Source organism: Gordonia sp. Z-3, from assembly GCF_036233855.1.
Lineage (GTDB): Bacteria > Actinomycetota > Actinomycetes > Mycobacteriales > Mycobacteriaceae > Gordonia > Gordonia tangerina.
On record NZ_JAZARS010000003.1, the window covers coordinates 154,585 to 172,083 of the forward strand.

At 67.6% G+C, this 17,499-nt stretch carries 18 protein-coding genes; 16 read left to right on the forward strand and 2 right to left on the reverse strand.

The features are described 5' to 3' along the window. The first annotated feature begins 53 nt into the window (after positions 1-53). Positions 54-1,478, forward strand: coding sequence for a carboxylesterase/lipase family protein (locus VX037_RS04390; protein ID WP_266062621.1), 1,425 nt, complete (start codon positions 54-56; stop codon positions 1,476-1,478). A 48-nt stretch (positions 1,479-1,526) separates the two neighbouring features. Here VX037_RS04390 and VX037_RS04395 read toward each other — a convergent pair whose 3' ends face one another. Next, positions 1,527-3,617 carry an FUSC family protein gene (locus VX037_RS04395; protein WP_328713350.1) on the reverse strand — a complete coding sequence of 697 codons (2,091 nt, stop codon included), beginning with the start codon at positions 3,615-3,617 and terminating at the stop codon, positions 1,527-1,529. 342 nt (positions 3,618-3,959) lie between these two features. Between VX037_RS04395 and VX037_RS04400 the strand changes: the two genes are divergently transcribed. The 13 genes from VX037_RS04400 (at position 3,960) to VX037_RS04460 (ending at position 15,420) form a co-directional block, all read left to right on the forward strand. After that, positions 3,960-4,358 (forward strand): TIGR02611 family protein, encoded by a 399-nt coding sequence (locus tag VX037_RS04400; RefSeq protein ID WP_235722371.1) that lies wholly within the window; start codon positions 3,960-3,962, stop codon positions 4,356-4,358. Between the two features lie 143 nt (positions 4,359-4,501). Beyond that, the gene (gene thrS / locus VX037_RS04405) at positions 4,502-6,574 is read left to right on the forward strand and encodes a threonine--tRNA ligase (RefSeq protein WP_328713352.1); all 2,073 of its coding nucleotides are present in this window, start codon (positions 4,502-4,504) and stop codon (positions 6,572-6,574) included. Further along, a complete protein-coding gene (locus VX037_RS04410; protein ID WP_328713354.1) occupies positions 6,567-7,118 on the forward strand; it encodes an HIT family protein in 552 nt (183 codons plus the stop codon). The genes thrS and VX037_RS04410 overlap by 8 nt, the downstream gene beginning before the upstream one ends. 34 nt (positions 7,119-7,152) lie before the next feature. Next, the gene (gene pgsA / locus VX037_RS04415; protein ID WP_266062624.1) at positions 7,153-7,851 is read left to right on the forward strand and encodes a phosphatidylinositol phosphate synthase; all 699 of its coding nucleotides are present in this window, start codon (positions 7,153-7,155) and stop codon (positions 7,849-7,851) included. 5 nt (positions 7,852-7,856) lie between these two features. Beyond that, on the forward strand, positions 7,857-8,846 hold the full coding sequence (locus tag VX037_RS04420) for a phosphatidylinositol mannoside acyltransferase (protein WP_328713356.1): 990 nt from the start codon (positions 7,857-7,859) through the stop codon (positions 8,844-8,846). Next, the gene (locus tag VX037_RS04425; protein WP_235722116.1) at positions 8,843-9,967 is read left to right on the forward strand and encodes a glycosyltransferase family 4 protein; all 1,125 of its coding nucleotides are present in this window, start codon (positions 8,843-8,845) and stop codon (positions 9,965-9,967) included. Before VX037_RS04420 ends, VX037_RS04425 begins: the two co-directional genes overlap by 4 nt. Positions 9,968-9,979: 12 nt before the next feature. Continuing rightward, positions 9,980-10,516, forward strand: a complete 537-nt coding sequence (locus VX037_RS04430; protein ID WP_235722115.1) for a LemA family protein — start codon at positions 9,980-9,982, stop codon at positions 10,514-10,516. A 79-nt stretch (positions 10,517-10,595) separates the two neighbouring features. Next, the gene (pdxS, locus tag VX037_RS04435; RefSeq protein WP_328713358.1) at positions 10,596-11,564 is read left to right on the forward strand and encodes a pyridoxal 5'-phosphate synthase lyase subunit PdxS; all 969 of its coding nucleotides are present in this window, start codon (positions 10,596-10,598) and stop codon (positions 11,562-11,564) included. A 26-nt stretch (positions 11,565-11,590) separates the two neighbouring features. Beyond that, positions 11,591-12,412 (forward strand): PP2C family protein-serine/threonine phosphatase, encoded by an 822-nt coding sequence (locus VX037_RS04440; protein ID WP_328713360.1) that lies wholly within the window; start codon positions 11,591-11,593, stop codon positions 12,410-12,412. 84 nt (positions 12,413-12,496) lie between these two features. Next, positions 12,497-13,036, forward strand: coding sequence for a helix-turn-helix transcriptional regulator (locus VX037_RS04445; RefSeq protein ID WP_235722113.1), 540 nt, complete (start codon positions 12,497-12,499; stop codon positions 13,034-13,036). A gap of 54 nt (positions 13,037-13,090) precedes the next feature. Beyond that, a complete protein-coding gene (locus tag VX037_RS04450) occupies positions 13,091-13,945 on the forward strand; it encodes an acyl-CoA thioesterase (protein WP_235722112.1) in 855 nt (284 codons plus the stop codon). Further along, a complete protein-coding gene (pdxT, locus tag VX037_RS04455; protein ID WP_235722111.1) occupies positions 13,942-14,571 on the forward strand; it encodes a pyridoxal 5'-phosphate synthase glutaminase subunit PdxT in 630 nt (209 codons plus the stop codon). Before VX037_RS04450 ends, pdxT begins: the two co-directional genes overlap by 4 nt. Positions 14,572-14,667: 96 nt before the next feature. Next, complete coding sequence (locus tag VX037_RS04460) at positions 14,668-15,420, forward strand: YebC/PmpR family DNA-binding transcriptional regulator (RefSeq protein WP_235722110.1); 753 nt, start codon at positions 14,668-14,670, stop codon at positions 15,418-15,420. Positions 15,421-15,426: 6 nt separating this feature from the next. Here VX037_RS04460 and VX037_RS04465 read toward each other — a convergent pair whose 3' ends face one another. Then, positions 15,427-16,047, reverse strand: coding sequence for a hypothetical protein (locus tag VX037_RS04465; protein WP_328713362.1), 621 nt, complete (start codon positions 16,045-16,047; stop codon positions 15,427-15,429). A 179-nt stretch (positions 16,048-16,226) separates the two neighbouring features. On the opposite strand from VX037_RS04465, the gene ruvC reads away from it, so the two are divergent. Together ruvC and ruvA are read left to right on the forward strand one after the other, a co-directional pair. After that, positions 16,227-16,895, forward strand: coding sequence for a crossover junction endodeoxyribonuclease RuvC (ruvC, locus tag VX037_RS04470; protein ID WP_287015507.1), 669 nt, complete (start codon positions 16,227-16,229; stop codon positions 16,893-16,895). Next, complete coding sequence (ruvA, locus tag VX037_RS04475; protein WP_235722108.1) at positions 16,892-17,491, forward strand: Holliday junction branch migration protein RuvA; 600 nt, start codon at positions 16,892-16,894, stop codon at positions 17,489-17,491. Before ruvC ends, ruvA begins: the two co-directional genes overlap by 4 nt. The last annotated feature ends 8 nt before the right edge of the window (positions 17,492-17,499 follow it).

Here is a 17,499-nt window from a genome sequence, read left to right on the forward strand (position 1 = left end):
GGCTTCCGAGGATGAGCCACCACAACCGGCACGGTCGCGTACGGTCGATCGGTATGACTCGTGCTGACGTGGATGCTCCCGCGGTGGACACAACCAGTGGCCGCGTTCGCGGCCTGGGTGCCGACGGGATCTTCGCCTATCTCGGAATCCCTTACGCCGCACCACCCATAGGCGCGGCGGCGTTCGCTGCTCCGGCGCCTCCCGCTGCGTGGGACGGAGTGCAACCGGCCACCGAGTACGGGCCGACCGCTCCGCAGGTCGGCTATCCGGCCCCGATCGCCGCGTTGCTCGACAACACGATCGTGCTCGGCGACGACTATCTGAATCTCAACGTGTGGACCCCGGACCCGAGCGCGGGCGGCCTGCCGGTGATGGTGTGGATCCACGGGGGCGCATTCACGCGTGGCTCCAATCGCATCGAGATGTATGCCGGGGACACGTTCGCTCGTGACGGCGTCGTCTGTGTCGGGATCAACTATCGGCTCGGCACAGCGGGTTTCGCATCGATCGAGGGGGCGCCGGACAATCGTGGGCTGCTCGATCAGATCGCCGCGCTGGGGTGGGTGAGTGACAACATCGCGGCCTTCGGTGGGGATCCCGACAACGTCACGGTCTTCGGCGAGTCCGCCGGAGCGATGAGCATCGCGTCACTGCTGGCCTCGCCACTGGCCACCGGTCTGTTCCGGCGCGCGATAATGCAGAGCGGCAATGGTTCTGCCGCGGCCGATCCGACCGACGCGCGCAAGGTCACTGCTCGTCTCGCGGAGATCCTCGACGTCGATGCGTCCGTCGAGGCCTTGGGCCGTATCGGCGTCGACGACATGCTGCGCGCCCAATCGACGGTGGCGCTGGAACTGATGCTCGACCCGAACCCGGAGGTGTGGGGGCCGACGGTCGTCGACGTCGGTATGGGGATCATGTCACAGTTCCCGGTCGTCGACGGCGAAGTCCTCCCAGCGGTTCCCTGTCAGGCCATCGCCGCGGGTGCCGGAGCCGACATACCGTTGCTCGCGGGCTGGAATGCCGATGAATTCCGCTTCTTCATGGTCGCGACCGGCGGAGCGCAGGCCGTCACCGAGGAGGGCGCGGCAGCGGTCCTGGGTCGCGCGCCCGGTGGCCTCGACCATCTCCGCACTCGGCTCGCTGCCGGGGCGAGTGCCGGTGATGTGCTCAGCGAGGCGCTCACCGCGCGGGCCTTCTCGTCGCCGACCACGGAGATCGCCGAATCCCGGCCGACGGGTTCGACGTACCTGTACGAGTTCGGCTACCGCAGTCCGCAGGCCGACATCCAGGCCGGCCACGCGGTGGAGATCCCGTTCGTCTTCGACCATCTCGCCGCGGCCCATGCGTTGGTCGGACCCGAGCCGGATCAACGTATCGCCGACGACATGCATGACGCATGGGTGAGGTTCGCGAGCACCGGTGGCCCGGGGTGGCCGGCACATGGCGGCGGCGAGGGCGTGCGGCGTTTCGTGTGATCCTCGCGCACGCCGTGCCGGTGGGCGGCCAACTGCCGGCGGGCGTCCTCACACCGGTCGGTCCGACCGCGTCTGATGGTCCCACAACAACTCCAGTTCGTTGAGATATGCTGCGGTCCAGAGCAGGTCGGCGCCTACCCGATGGGCACCGAGCACATCGAGCAGGTCGGCACCGACCGAGGCCGACGCGCGTCGTCGGCCTCCCTCGGTGAGCCAGATGGCGATCTGTGCCGCATGCCGTTCGAGCGCCTCTCCGACCCCTGAGCCCGCAGGTGCGCGGCAATCGGGCGTGAGCCGCCCGATCGCTTCTGCGGCCAGTACGGTCCGCACCACTCGTGTCGAGGCATCCAGCACCGGCGTGAGGGCCCCTGGTCCGCCGCCGTTCTCGGCCAGGTACTGGCGTACGTCGTCGTCGAACGTCCTCGCCGCGGAATAAGTGTCGGCAACGACCGCGGTATCGAGCGGCCGCTTGCGGGTGATGTGTCGGACCGCGGCGAGTAGGAAACGGGAGCAGGCCACCGCCGCGTCGTCGCTGCCTGCTCGAAGTGCGGTACCGACGTCGCGTGGCCACAGCAGCACGGCCACGACGGCGGCCACGGCCGAACCGATCAGCACATCCTCGATCCGAATCAGCCCGACTTGAAAGCCCACCGGGTCGATCACGTTGAACAGCAACAGAACCGTCACCGTGAAGGCGGCCTGACCCGCGATGAACGACACCACCTCTGGGACGAAGGCGGCCAGGAAGATCGCAGGCGGAAGGGCGAGCCACAACGCCACCGGACCTGTGCCCACCATCGCGAGGAACCCGGCGCCGAGCGCAAACCCGATGACGGTGCCCACGATGGCGCGCAGCACCGAGGATCCGGTGGTGAGCGCGGAACTGCGGAGTACCGACAACGTGCCGAGTACGACCCAGAAACCGTGTTGTATCGAGAGCAACTCGGTGACCGCGACTGCGGCGGCCAGACCCAACCCACCGCGAAGACTGTTTTGCAGACTCACCGACCGCGAGCGCAGATAGCCACGGGTGTAGTGCGGTGACACCAATGGAGCCGGGATCATGCGGCCGTCGGCGCCCCGGCCGGACAGCCCCCGCCCGAGGAGCCGGTCGATCGTTCTTCGCGCATCGGCGGCCCCCGACCAGGCGACGATGCGCCCGACGGTGGCCACCGCAGAATCCACCGCGTGCGAGGCGAGCACGGCAGTTGCCGTGCGGTGATCGGTTGCCGCCGCGAAGTCGTCGAAGGCCTGGTCACGTTCGGAATCCAGCTCTGCCACCAGCTGCTCGAGAGTGCGCATGGCCGATCGGAGTTCGGAGCCGTCGGCCCCCAGTGTCGCCGCTGCCGCACGCAACATCCGTGCCGATGTCGCCGGCGACGACCCGGTCGCCACGGTTCCGGACGACGGGAGGGTCAGACGGTCGGTGAGCCATTCCAGCTCACCGACCACACGCACGAGTGCCCGGCTACCGGCCGACAGGCCCACCGGTCGGCACGCGGTCGCCTGGAAACTCGTCCGGAGATCCCGCATGGTCGCGCGTGCCTCGTCGAGATCGCCGTTGCCCGTGACCAGATCGGCGAGCAGGCGACACATCCGGGCGGCTTGCCTGCGCAGCCGGTCGTGATGACGCGGTGCGAGCAGATAGAGCACGGCGGGAACACAACACACCAGTGCTATCAACCAGCCGAGCAGCCGGTCGCCGATGGCGCTGGGCGCCGCCGGCGTCGCCACCGGCAGCACAAATGTCAACAGCACCGAGCGCTGCGCCGCAGCGAGGGCGGCACTGAGTACCCCGACGAAGATCACGACCACGCCGACCAGGAACATCGCGGTTACCGCGAGCCACGCGGACCGGGACACGAGAGTGGCCACGGTAATCATCGCTGCGCCCACGACGCCGAGACCGAGGTAGCTCGTGGCACGCGCCCGTCGGTCGCCCGGGAAATCGGCGAAGACCAGCAGCGCGAACGACCCGAACGCGGCGAACAACGGTGTCTGTGCACCCCCGACCGCCAGGCCGAGCGCAAATGACACCGGAATGATCAGTCCGGCACGTACGGCCCTGCGTAGCGCATCGTGATCGGGATCGTGCACACGGAGGTGGTTGCCGAACGCGGCCGGCAGAGTCGAGAGCACCGGTCACCGCCCGATGGGCAGGCCGGAGCGAGCGCGCAGGTCAGGTCCGGTCTGCATCATGGCCACCCGTTGATCACCCGGAGACGTGGGGCAACTGTCGTGAACATCGATAGGTTAACGCCGCCGGGACGGGTTCACGGCGTGTCGGCGAACTCGAGCCGCGGCGTCCACATGCATGGGGGCACCGGTGGACTGCCACGTATCCTGGACGCCGTGATCCGCCGGGGTGCCCATCTGCCGACCGTGATCGACGAGACGGGCACCGGCGGATCGATTGTGTCACGAGGAGGGCGGGCCGCGACGGCCCGACGGGCGAGGGAACGGAGTGGCGTGGCGACCAAGATGCGAGTGTGGGCGCGCCAACGCCGATATGTGATCCGGCAGAATCCAACGTTGAACCTCGGGTACCGGGTCGCCATCGGCGTCGTGGGCACGCTGGTACTCGCCGGCGGCGTCGTCGCCATCCCTTACCCAGGTCCGGGGTGGCTGATCGTGTTCGTCGGCCTGGGGATCCTTGCCTCGGAGTTCGGCTGGGCCCACCGGCTGCTGACGTTCGCGCGTGGCAAGTACGACGCCTGGATGGTCTGGATCGGTCGGCAGCATTGGTCGGTCCAGGCCGTCTTCTGGCTGGGCACCGCCGCAGTCGTGGTAGTGACCCTGTGGTTGCTCGGCGCGGTCGGCATGGTCGCCGGATGGTTCAACATCGACGCCGATTGGCTGTCGAGCCCCATCTTGTCGTGACCGCAAGCAGACTGTCCTGACCGAAAGCCTCCTGGGACGCCTCCGGGTGGTTCCCGGTCGTCGGATACGGCGCAGATACGATCTCTTGAGTAACCCATGCCCATCGACACGACCCCCGTGTCACAACTGCTGAGGAGCGTCTCGTGCCCGACGATCTGCAGGTCACCGCCCCCGCCACGATTCGCGTGCCGGCCGGGACCACCGCGGGCACGGCGCTGCGCGATCACGACCTGCCGAACAAGGGACCCGAGGCCATCGTGGTGGTCCGCGATGCCGCCGGGCAGCTCCGTGATCTGTCCTGGACCCCCGATCTCGACACCGACGTCGAGCCCGTGGTCGCAAACACCGAGGCCGGTCGCAGCGTCATCCGACATTCCTGTGCGCACGTCCTGGCCCAGGCCGTGCAAGAACTCTTCCCGGACGCCAAACTCGGTATCGGTCCGCCGATCAAGGACGGCTTCTACTACGACTTCGACGTCGCCGAGCCGTTCACCCCCGAGGACCTGACGGCTCTCGAGAAGAAGATGAAGCAAATCATCAAGTCGGGTCAGAGGTTCTCGCGGCGCGTGTACGCGTCGAAGGACGCCGCGCGGATGGAGTTGGCGCGCGAGCCCTACAAGCTCGAACTGATCGACGACAAGGGGGCCGCCGCCGACAGCGAGGTGATGGAAGTCGGCGGTGCGGAGCTGACGGCCTACGACAACCTCAATCCGCGCACCGGCGAGACGATCTGGTGCGACCTGTGTCGTGGCCCGCACGTGCCGACCACCAAATACATCGCCGCGTTCAAGCTCACCCGCAGTTCGGCTGCGTACTGGCGTGGTGACCAGAACAATGCCGACCTGCAGCGCGTCTACGGCACCGCCTGGGAGTCGTCGGAAGCCCAGGACGCCTACCTCGAGCTGCTCGCCGAAGCCGAACGCCGTGACCATCGCAAACTCGGCGCCGAACTGGACCTGTTCAGCTTCCCGGACGAACTCGGTTCCGGCCTGCCGGTGTTCCACCCGAAGGGTGGAATCATTCGCAAGGAGCTCGAGGACTACTCGCGGCACCGGCACACCGAATCCGGTTACGAGTTCGTCAACACCCCGCACATCACCAAATCTCACCTCTACGAGATGTCCGGCCATCTCGAGTGGTACGCGGACGGCATGTTCCCGCCGATGCAGCTCGACGCCGAGTTCAACGAGGACGGGTCGGTCCGCAAGCCGGCCCAGGACTACTACCTCAAGCCGATGAACTGCCCGATGCACAACCTGATCTTCCGGTCGCGCGGACGGTCCTACCGCGAACTCCCCTTGCGGCTGTTCGAGTTCGGTTCGGTGTATCGCTACGAGAAGTCCGGTGTCGTCCACGGCCTGACGCGCGTGCGAGGCATGACCCAGGACGACGCCCACATCTACTGCACCCGCGAGCAGATGCGCGACGAACTGCGGTCACTGCTCACCTTCGTGCTCGACCTGCTCTCCGACTACGGGCTCGACGATTACTACCTCGAGCTCTCGACGAAGGACCCCAAGAAGTTCGTCGGTGACGACGAATCCTGGGAGATCGCGACCAACACCCTGGCCGAGGTGGCCCGGGAGTCCGGGCTGGACCTGGTGCCCGACCCAGGGGGTGCGGCGTTCTACGGCCCCAAGATCTCGGTGCAGGTGAAGGACGCGCTCGGGCGCAACTGGCAGATGTCGACCATCCAGCTCGACTTCAACCAGCCCGAACGATTCGAACTCGAGTACACCGGCGCCGACGGCGCCAAGCACCGTCCGGTGATGATCCACCGGGCGCTGTTCGGCTCGATCGAACGGTTCTTCGGCGTCCTCACCGAGCACTACGCGGGGGCGTTCCCGGCCTGGCTGGCTCCGGTGCAGGTGGTCGGTATCCCCGTGGCCGAGGCCTTCGCCGATCATCTGCAGGGGGTGATCGACCGGCTCAAGGTTGCCGGCATACGCGCGGAGGTCGATTACTCCGACGACCGGATGCAGAAGAAGATTCGCACCCACACCAAGGCCAAGGTCCCGTTCATGCTGCTGGCCGGCGAGCGCGACGTGACCGCCGACGCGGTGAGTTTCCGGTTCCGCGACGGGTCGCAGGTCAACGGGGTGTCGGTGGACACCGCGGTGGCGCTCATCACCGATTGGGTTGCGCAGCGACGCAACGATTCTCCGACGGAGGCGGCCATCGACACGGCGGACCGGGCGGGCACCGCCGATGGCTGACGACGATCGCACGATCCGGGATTGCGGCACCGGGGATCCCGATCGCCTGCAGCGGTTGTGGAGTCCCCATCGGATGACCTACATCACCGCCGACCCGCCACCGTCGGAGAAAGCAACGGGCCATCCTTTCCTCGACATCCCGACGATGTCGGATGAGGAGGGGCTCATCGTCGCGCGCGGCGAGGCTGTGTACGCCGTGCTCAACCTCTACCCGTACAACCCTGGGCATACGATGATCGTGCCGTATCGGCAGGTCGCGGATCTCGAGGCGCTGACCGTCGACGAATCCGCCGAGCTGATGGCGTTCACCCAGAAAATGCTGCGGACCATCAAAGCGGTCTCCAACCCCAACGCGTTCAATGTCGGTCTCAACCTCGGACACGCGGCGGGTGGATCGCTCGCCGAGCACCTGCATCAGCACATCGTGCCGCGGTGGATCGGCGACGCGAACTTCATCACGGTTGTCGGCGAGACGAAAGTCATGCCACAGTTGCTGCGCGACACCCGTTCGCTGCTCGCCGCGGCCTGGCACGAACAGTCGTGACGCACGCCGGTCGGGGGAGGAAAGGAGCGGGCAGATGCTGAGCATCCGAGGCCGGGCCTCGGTGTCGAAGGTCACCCTTCCGCTGGGTCGGGCCCTCCTGCGCACCGGTCTCACACCCGACATCATGACCCTCATCGGCACCACGGCGACGATCGTCGCCGCGCTGACGCTGTTCCCGATGGGTTATCTGTTCGTCGGCACCCTGGTCATCTGGCTGTTCGTGATGTTCGACATGCTCGACGGTGCGATGGCCCGGGCGCGTGGCGGCGGCACCCGGTTCGGAGCGGTACTCGACGCCACCTGCGACCGGATCGCCGACGGCGCCATCTTCGCCGGCCTGGCGTGGTGGTGTGCGGTCACCGAACCCCACGACCTGCTGCTCGTCGCCACGCTGATCTGTCTGGTGACCTCCCAGGTCATCTCGTATGCGAAGGCGCGGGCCGAGGCCAGCGGCCTCAACGGCGACGGTGGCTGGATCGAGCGTCCGGACCGACTCATCATCGTGCTCGTCGGAACCGGATTCACCGGCCTGGGTATCGGATGGGCAATTCATGTCGCAATGTGGGTGCTCGCGGTGCTGTCGGTGATCACGGTGGGCCAGCGCATGTGGTCGATCTACTCATCGCCGGGTGGGCGCGATCTGATTCCGTTGGCCGCGCAGGAATCCGAGGATGCCGAGGATTCCGACGAGGAGCCGCCGACCGGCACGCAACGCGAGGCAGGGGCACACTGACACCCATGAGGGACGGTCACAACCCTTCGACGATCTCGCTGAGCGCACGATTGTCCGACCTCGGGTATGCAGCCGGGTGGGCGGCCGTCCGCTACGCACCCGAATCACTGGCGCGCGGAGCCTTCGACCGCGTGGGCAACATCGTCGGACGACGGCACGGTGGCCCGGACCAACTGCGGCGCAATCTCTCCCGTGTCCTCGGCGTGGACCCCGACGACGTGCCCGACGACCTGGTGGCCGCAGCGGTCCGCTCCTACGCCCGGTACTGGTGCGAAGCCTTCCGGCTCCCGGCGCTGGACCTCGCGCAGACCGCGTCCACGGTCACCGTTCCACCCGCCGACCGCGCGCACGTCGACGCCGCGCTCGCCGGGGGAAAGGGCGTGATCCTGACGCTGCCGCACACCGGCAACTGGGATATGGCCGGAGTCTGGCTGGTACAGAACTACGGGCGATTCGCCACCGTCGCCGAACGTCTGGAACCCGAGTCGCTGTTCACGCGGTTCGTCGCTTACCGGGAATCGCTGGGCTTCGAGATCTTCCCGCTCAGCGGCGGCGAGCAGCCGCCGTTCGGGCTCCTCGCCGATCGGCTGCGCGACAACGGGATCGTCTGTCTCCTCGGTGAACGCGATCTGGCGCACCACGGTGTCCCCGTGGACTTCTTCGGTGAGAAGACAAGGATGCCGGCGGGGTCGGCGCTGCTGGCCATCGAGACCGGCGCAGCACTGTTACCCGTCCACCACTGGTTCACCGAGCCACCCACATCACGCATCTCCTGTGGCGCACCGATCGACGTCTCCGGCGGGGTGGAGGCGGCCACCCAGGCGCTCGCCGACGCGTTCGCCCGTAACATCGCCGCCCACCCGCAGGACTGGCACATGCTGCAGCCGCTCTGGGAGGCCGACTGGTCGGCGGCGCGGCGTGCGCGTATCGAGGCCGCAGGCGAGGGCAGTGCGGCCCCGACACGCGAAACCGGCCGCGAGGAGTGGCGGCGATGAGGATCGGGATGATCTGCCCGTACTCCTTCGACGTGCCCGGCGGCGTGCAGGCGCACGTCGTCGAGCTCGCGCAGGTGTTCATCGAACGCGGTCACGAAGTGAGCGTGCTGGCGCCCTCGGCGCCGCAGACCCCGCTTCCCGATTACGTGGTGTCGGCGGGGCCGGCCCTGGCGATTCCCTACAACGGGTCGGTGTCGCGCGTGAACTTCAGCCCGACCGGCTATCTGCGACTCCGAGCGTGGATCGACGAGTACGGATTCGACGTGTTGCACGTTCACGAGCCGAACGCGCCGAGCATCTCGATGTTGTCGCTGATGGTCGCGTCCGGCCCGATCGTGACCACCTTTCACACCTCGACCACCCGATCGATGTGGCTGTCGGTGTTCCAGGGCATTCTGCGGCCCTATCACGAACGCATCGCCGGAAAGATCGCCGTCTCGGAACTGGCCAGGCGCTGGCAGATGGAATCGTTGGGCTCCGACGCGGTGGAGATCCCCAACGGCATCGACGCCGCCTCCTTTGCCGACGCCGAACCCCTCGACGGCTACCCGTGGCCGGGTCGCACCGTGCTGTTCCTGGGACGCTACGACGAGCCGCGCAAGGGCATCGACATCCTCATGCGTGCGCTACCCGCTGTCGTCGCGGAGTTCCCCGACATCCGGGTCCTCGTCGTCGGCGGCGGCAACGAGCGTGCCCTGCGCCGACGTGCCGGTGGGCTCGCGGATCGTTTGGTGTTCCTCGGTCAGGTCGATGACAAGACCAAGGCGCGGGCGCTGCGTTCGGCAGACGTGTACTGCGCACCCAATCTGGGCGGTGAGAGCTTCGGGATCGTGCTGGTCGAGGCGATGGCCGCCGGCGCGGCAGTCCTCGCGAGCGATCTCAACGCATTTCGTCGGGTCCTCGACGACGGTCGGGCCGGCCGTCTGGTCTCCACCGGGTCGGTCGATGAACTCGGCGCCGCCCTCGTCGACCTGCTCGCCGACGACGATGCGCGGGCCGAACTCGTCGCGGCGGGTCGCCGTCGCGCCGATCGATACGACTGGTCGCGGGTGGCCGATCAGATCCTGCGCGTGTACGAGACCGTGACCGTGGGGGCCGGGTCCGTCGTGGTGGCCGAGTAGGGAGGGCACGCAATGACCATCTCGGGTTGGACCGTCGCGCTGATCGTGGCGATCGTGTTCGTCGTCGTGCTCGCCGCCGGCTGGGCCTTCCAGACCGCGAACCGACTTGACCGGCTCAACGTCCGCGTCGACCTGGCGCGCCAGGCTCTCGACGCCGCGCTGGCGCGCCGCGCGGTGGTCGCCCGGTCCATCGCAGCCGGGATGATCGCCGGCTACGACGACCAGGTCCGGGCGGTGGGACAGGACCTGGCGGCCGCGGCCGATCAGGCCGAGCATGCTGTGCCGGACTCGCGGGAGCAGGCCGAGAACGCCGTCTCGACGTTGCTCGCCCAACTCGACACCGGGTCGCGTCCGCAGGGCCTCGTGGTAGAGCTCGCCGACGCCGAGACCCGCATCATGATGGCCCGACGGTTCTACAACGACGCGGTGCGTGACACCCGCAATCTGGCCGAGCGTCGGCTCGTGGTGTGGCTGCATCTGGGCGGCACCGCCGAACTGCCGCAGTTCTTCGAGATCGTCGAACGGGTCACCCCGGCGAGCGGTTCCTGACCTCGCCTAGACTTGTGGGACAGTCCGCCTCACGCGGACCCGGCACCAGGTGCCGGAATGACGACATCAGGAGACATCAGTGAGTCAATTCCAGTCAGGGAACACTCCCGGACCGGACGCCCCGAACACCGTCAACGGCCACGGCGGGCACGACCCGGCGCCGACCGTCGGGCAGGGTACCGCCCGGGTGAAGCGCGGCATGGCCGAGATGCTCAAGGGTGGCGTCATCATGGATGTGGTCACCGCTGAGCAGGCCAAGATCGCCGAGGATGCCGGTGCGGTGGCGGTGATGGCGCTCGAGCGCGTCCCGGCCGACATCCGTGCCCAGGGTGGTGTCTCGCGGATGAGCGATCCCGACATGATCGACGGGATCATCTCGGCGGTGTCGATCCCGGTGATGGCCAAGGCGCGGATCGGGCATTTCGTGGAGGCTCAGGTGCTGCAGAGCCTCGGCGTGGACTATGTCGACGAGTCGGAGGTGTTGACCCCGGCCGACTATGCCAATCACATCGACAAGTGGGCGTTCACGGTGCCGTTCGTGTGTGGCGCCACCAATCTGGGTGAGGCGTTGCGCCGGATCACCGAGGGTGCGGCGATGATCCGTTCCAAGGGGGAGGCCGGCACCGGTGACGTGTCGAACGCGACCACGCACATGCGCAAGATCCGCGATGAGATCCGCCGGTTGACGTCGTTGCCCACAGACGAGCTGTACGTGGCGGCCAAGGAGCTGCAGGCGCCCTACGACCTGGTCGTCGAGGTCGCGCAGGCCGGCAAACTGCCGGTCACGCTGTTCACCGCCGGTGGTATCGCCACCCCGGCCGATGCGGCGATGATGATGCAACTCGGTGCCGAGGGTGTGTTCGTCGGGTCGGGGATCTTCAAGTCGGGTAACCCGGCTCAGCGTGCGGCGGCGATCGTGCAGGCCACCACCTTCCACGACGATCCCGACGTGCTGGCGAAGGTGTCGCGCGGGCTCGGTGAGGCGATGGTCGGCATCAACGTCGACGACATTCCGCAGCCACACCGCCTCGCCGAACGAGGCTGGTAGCCGATCTGCCGTAGGATCTGCTGATCATGGACGCGGCGACCATCGTGCGGGACGAGTCCCGCTGCGGCACCGACACCCTGGCCGGCCTGCATCTCGATTGGGCCGCCGTGTGCAATGTGGGACGGGTCCGGGAGGCCAATGAGGACGCCGCCCTCATCGCGCCGGGGAAGTATCTGCTCGCCGACGGGATGGGTGGACACGACAGCGGTGAGGTCGCCAGTGAGACGGCATTGCTGACGCTGGCCGACGTCGACAGCCTGCACGATCAGACGCAGACCCAACTCGAGCTGATCGAATCCCTCACCCGGGCGCAGGATCGCATCGGTGAGATCGCGACCGAGACCGAGCGCCGCGCCGGAACGACGGCCACCGGTGCGGTGCTGGTGACACACGACCACGCACCGCACTGGTTGGTGCTCAACATCGGAGATTCGCGGACCTACCGGATGCAGGCCGGGGTGCTGACCCAGTTGACCGTCGACCATTCGCAGGTCCAGGAGTTCGTCGACGCCGGTTTCTTGACCCCCGAACAGGCCCGGGTCGATCCGCGGCGCAATGTGATCACGCGCGCGCTGGGCGCGGGAATGGTGGAGCCCGAGGCCGACTTCTTCTCGATGCCGGCGTTGCCCGGCGACACGCTCCTGGTGTGTTCGGACGGTCTGACCGGTGAGCTGCCCGACGAGGAGATCGCCGAGATCCTCGCCGACGCCGACGGTGCCGGGAAGGCTGCCGCGGCACTGGTGGACGCCGCCTTGGCGCTCGGCGCCCACGACAACGTGACGGTGGTGGTCGTCGCCGTACGGGCGGCGTCCGCCGACGGCGACGATGTCGATGCCCACGAAAATTGACGGGAACCTCACGGCGGGCTGCTGCGTCTAACTCACGACAGCGGGCCAGACACCTCGTCTGCCCCACGAGGAGTGAGGACAATCATGACCGGCATCGCCCATCAGATCGCGCCACGTCACGCAGCTGTTCGCCCCGCTACTCATCGCACAGTGCGTGGCGCCGATCGGGTCGGCGGTGCGCGCGAGGCCCGTCGCGAAGCCGAGGCTCTGCGCAGGCGGCAGGAGGCGCTCGCGCGGCTCGCGCAGCGTCGGATGCCGCTGCCGGGATCGGCTGAGCACACCGACGGCCTGCGTCACGAGTCACGAGAGGCTACCGCCATGACGCTGGTCACCGACGATGCGGTGGCCGGTGTGGGATCGTCGCGCTGTATGTGCGGTGCCCCAGCCGCCGGTCTCGAGAGTCCCACGCTGACCGTCCGGGAGATCGAGGTGCTTCGGACCTGGTTGATGCTGGAGACGAAACCCGCTGTGGCGCAATCGTTGTACATTTCACTCGGCACGGTGAACACCCATCTCACGCGCATTCGGGCCAAGTACGCCGATGTCGGTCGGCCGGCGCCGACAAAGGCGGCCCTGGTGGCGCGGGCGGTCCAGGATGGCTTGATCACCCTCGACGAACTCTGACGCGGCCCCACCGCACCGAACAGATCGCGACGGTGCGCGCGATACTGTTTTCCCGTGGCAACCATCGAGGAGATCCTCCAGGTCGAGGCGATCGAGACCGACATCTACCGCGGGCCGGCGTTCCGTAGCCATCTGCAGCGCACCTTCGGCGGCCAGGTCGCAGGCCAGGCTCTCATGTCGGCGACGCGCACCGTCGACGCCGACTTCGCGGTGCACTCGCTGCACGGCTACTTCCTCCGTCCGGGGAACCCCGACCTGCCGGCGGTGTTTCTCGTCGACCGCATTCGCGACGGCCGGTCGTTCACGACGCGGCGGGTGACCGGCATCCAGCAGGGCGAGGCCATCTTCACCATGTCGGCGTCGTTTCATGTGCGGACCGACCACGGCATCGAGCATCAGGACCGGATGCCCCCGGTTCCGTCGCCTGACGATCTACCCGACCAGATGAACGAGCTGTCCGACGAAGCGAAGGCAGTCTTCAAGGAGTGGCAGGAGTTCGATCTGCGCCTGGTGCCGCGCGAGCAGATGCCGACCTCGAGTTATTTCGCCGCGCAGCAGCGTGTGTGGTTCCGCCATCGCCGTCGGTTGCCCGATGACCAGGTGTTCCACGTGGGCACGCTCGCCTACATGAGCGACATGACCCTGTTGGGGTCGTCGAAGGTGCCGCATCCGGGGGTGGAACCGCAAGCCGCATCCTTGGACCATGCGATGTGGTTCATGCGGCCGTTCCGCGCCGACGGATGGTTGCTGTACGACCAGACCTCGCCCTCCGCGGACGCCGGGCGTGCGTTGACCCAGGGGCGGATCTTCGATCTGGAGGGTCGGATGGTCGCCGCCGTCACCCAAGAAGGCCTGAGTCGGACGGGGCGCGACATGCCGGCCGATCAGCACGCGCGGCGGGACCGGTGAGCGCCGTCGGAAATCCGCGGATCGGTGTGCTCGCACTGCAGGGTGATGTCCGTGAGCACCTGGCGGCACTGTCCGAGGCTGACGCACAACCGGTGACGGTCCGACGGCCGGCAGAACTCGCCGACGTCGATGCCATCGTCATCCCCGGTGGTGAATCCACCACCATGAGCCACCTGCTCGGTGTCCTGGATCTGTACGACCCGCTCCGTGAGCGGCTGGCCGCCGGCATGCCGGCGTATGGGTCGTGCGCCGGCATGATCATGCTGGCCACCACCATCCTCGACACCCGGCCCGACGCCCGTCATCTCGATGCATTGGACATCACTGTGCGGCGCAACGCTTTCGGGCGTCAGGTGGCGAGCTTCGAGACAGATCTGCAGTTCCATGGCGTCACCGATTCCGCGGGTGACCCGCCGATGCGGGCGGTGTTCATCCGCGCTCCGTGGGTGGAGTCGATCACGCCCGACGTGCAGGTACTCGCCCGGGTGCCCGAGGGGCCCGCGAAGGACCGGATCGTTGCGGTCCGGCAGAACAACGTCCTGGCCACCTCGTTTCACCCGGAGGTGACCGGGGACCGCCGAGTGCACCGCTACTTCGTGGAGATGGTGCGGGAGTCGGGAGTGTGAGCCTCGACAACCCGCACCGGTAAGATCGAGGAGTTGGGCGGATCGTCATCGCACGGTCACGTTCGTCATTGACGTCTATACGGATGCGGGAGTGTCATGAGCGGCCATTCCAAATGGGCCACCACCAAGCACAAGAAGGCGGCCATCGACGCCAAGCGCGGCAAGATGTTCGCCAAACTGGTCAAGAACATCGAGGTCGCGGCAAGGACCGGTGGCGGTGACCCGGCCGGCAACCCGACACTGTACGACGCCATCCAGAAGGCGAAGAAGACCTCGGTACCCAACGACAACATCGAGCGTGCGCGCAAGCGCGGCGCGGGCGAAGAGGCCGGCGGCGCCGACTGGCAGACCATCATGTACGAGGGCTACGGGCCCAACGGGGTGGCGATCCTCATCGAGTGCCTGACCGACAACCGCAATCGCGCGGCCGGCGAGGTGCGCACCGCGATGACGCGTAACGGCGGCAACATGGCCGATCCCGGCTCGGTGGCGTACTTGTTCACCCGCAAGGGTGTGGTCACGCTGGAGAAGAACGGGCAGTCCGAGGACGACGTTCTGCTGGCCGTACTGGACGCCGGCGCCGAGGAGGTCAACGACCTCGGCGAATCGTTCGAGGTGGTCAGCGAACCGACCGACCTCGTCGCGGTGCGAACGGCGCTGGTCGATGCCGGCATCGACTACGACTCTGCCGAGGCAGCGTTCCGGGCGTCGGTGGACGTACCGGTGGACGCCGAGGGCGCGCGCAAGGTGTTCAAACTCATCGACGCACTCGAGGACTCCGACGACGTGCAGAACGTCTACAGCAACGTCGACGTCAGCGACGAGGTACTCGCCGAACTCGACGCCTGACCGGCGTCATCCCGCACGCCGTCGCATGCGGATGGCCGGCCGGTCCGGGTGGTCGTAGCGCACGTCGATGTCGGCACGCGGGGCATCTTCCGCGCCGGCCAGCAGCGCGGGGATCGTCCAGGCCATACCGGGCGGTGTATGTCTGCGCAGGGCGCCCTCACTCATCAGCAGTGCGATGGTCGTGTCGACGTCGAGTCCGGAACCGAGTAGCAGAGGGCCGGCAATGAGGATGACCTGGTCGGCGGCGGCCGGACGTGGAGCGTCACGAAATGATCGGTCGCGCGGGGCATTCCAGAGTCTGGGCAGCCAGCGACCGTGGTCGCGGACGGAGTCGATCACCTCACGGCGTAGGGCATCGTGGTCGAACCAGATCGTGCGGTAACTCTCGGTGTCGGTGTGTCCGTATTCAAGGCGGAGCGAGGCGGGCCGGAGGAAATCGGCCGTCGAGACGACGGCCGCAGCACGACCCCGTGTGGTGAGCCGGGTGGCGACCCGTTCGGCAAGATCGACCGGTCGCGCCGCGTCGGCACCGTCGATCGCCATGATGTGGATGCCTGAGTGGAGTTCGGCGACATCGGCACACATCTGTTCGAGGCGGTCGGGGGTGATCGGTTCATAGGTGGCCATGGCGTCCGCCATTGTGTCGTGTTGCTCACCGGTCCGCACTCGTGCAGTCCGCACTCGTGCGGTCCGAGTTCGTGCGGCGCGCATGCGTGTCACTGCGTGTTGTTCGCGGGTGGTGTCGGATGCGGCCGATAGAATCTCGAACAACTGTTCGGAACATCGAAGCGGTGACGGAGGTGCGTGTGCGCGTGATGGGAGTCGATCCCGGTTTGACGCGGTGCGGGATCGCGCTGGTCGAGTCGGGACGCGGGCGCACGGTCACCGCGCTCGACGTCGACGTGGTGCGGACCTCCGCGGACATGGAGCTCGCCGACCGGCTGATGGCGGTGTACACCGCCGCCTGTCACTGGCTCGACGTGCACCAACCCGATGTGGTCGCGATCGAGCGCGTTTTCGCCCAGAATCAGGTGTCGACCGCGATGGGTACCGCGCAGGCCGGCGGGGTCATCGCGCTGGCCGCAGGACAGCGCGACGTCCCGGTGCGGTTTCACACGCCATCTGAGGTCAAGGCCGCGGTCACCGGTAGTGGCCGCGCCGACAAGGCCCAGGTCACTGCGATGGTGACGCGGATTCTGGGGATGCAGACCAAACCTCGACCGGCCGATGCCGCAGACGCGCTGGCGCTGGCGATCTGCCACTGCTGGCGGGGGCCGATGACGGAGAAGATGGCGCAGGCACAGCGCCGTGCCGACGAGCTGGCCCGACGACACCGGTCGCGGATCGCCCAGGCTGGTCGGGAACGCGCAGTGCAACCCGGCGCGACGCAGAGCGGCCGGGCCCAGCAGTCCGCGAACCAGACGAACAAGAGCCAGGCGGGTAGGACCCGAGCCGGGAACGGGGGAGTGGCATGATCGCGTCGGTGCGTGGGCCAGTGGTGGATGTGGCCCTCGATCACCTCGTCATCGACTGTGGGGGCGTCGGCTACCGAGTGCTGGTGACGCCGGCGACGGTCGGCGCGGTGCGTCGTGGCGAGGAAGCCACCTTGCTCACGTCGATGATCGTGCGGGAGGACTCGATGACCCTGTACGGGTTCACCGACTCCGATGCGCGAGCGCTGTTCACCCTTCTGCAGACCGTCACCGGTGTCGGGCCACGCCTGGCGATGGCGGTCTTGGCGGTTCTCGAACCCACCTCGCTGCGCCGCGCGCTCGCCGAGTCCGACGTCAAGGCACTGACCACGGTGCCGGGAGTGGGTAAACGGGTGGCCGAGCGACTGGTGGTGGAACTGCGCGACAAGGTCGACGCGCCGACGGCGGGCCAAGCGGGAGTGGCCGCGTCGCCGGTCGCCGGGTCGATTCGTGATCAGGTCGCCGAAGCGCTGGTGGGGTTGGGGTTCACCGCCGCACCGGCCGACAAGGCCGTCACGGCGGTGCTCGCCGACGAGCCCGATGCCGATGCCTCCACCGTGCTACGCAAGTCGTTGGCCCTGATGGGCAAGAGCCGATGAACGACCAC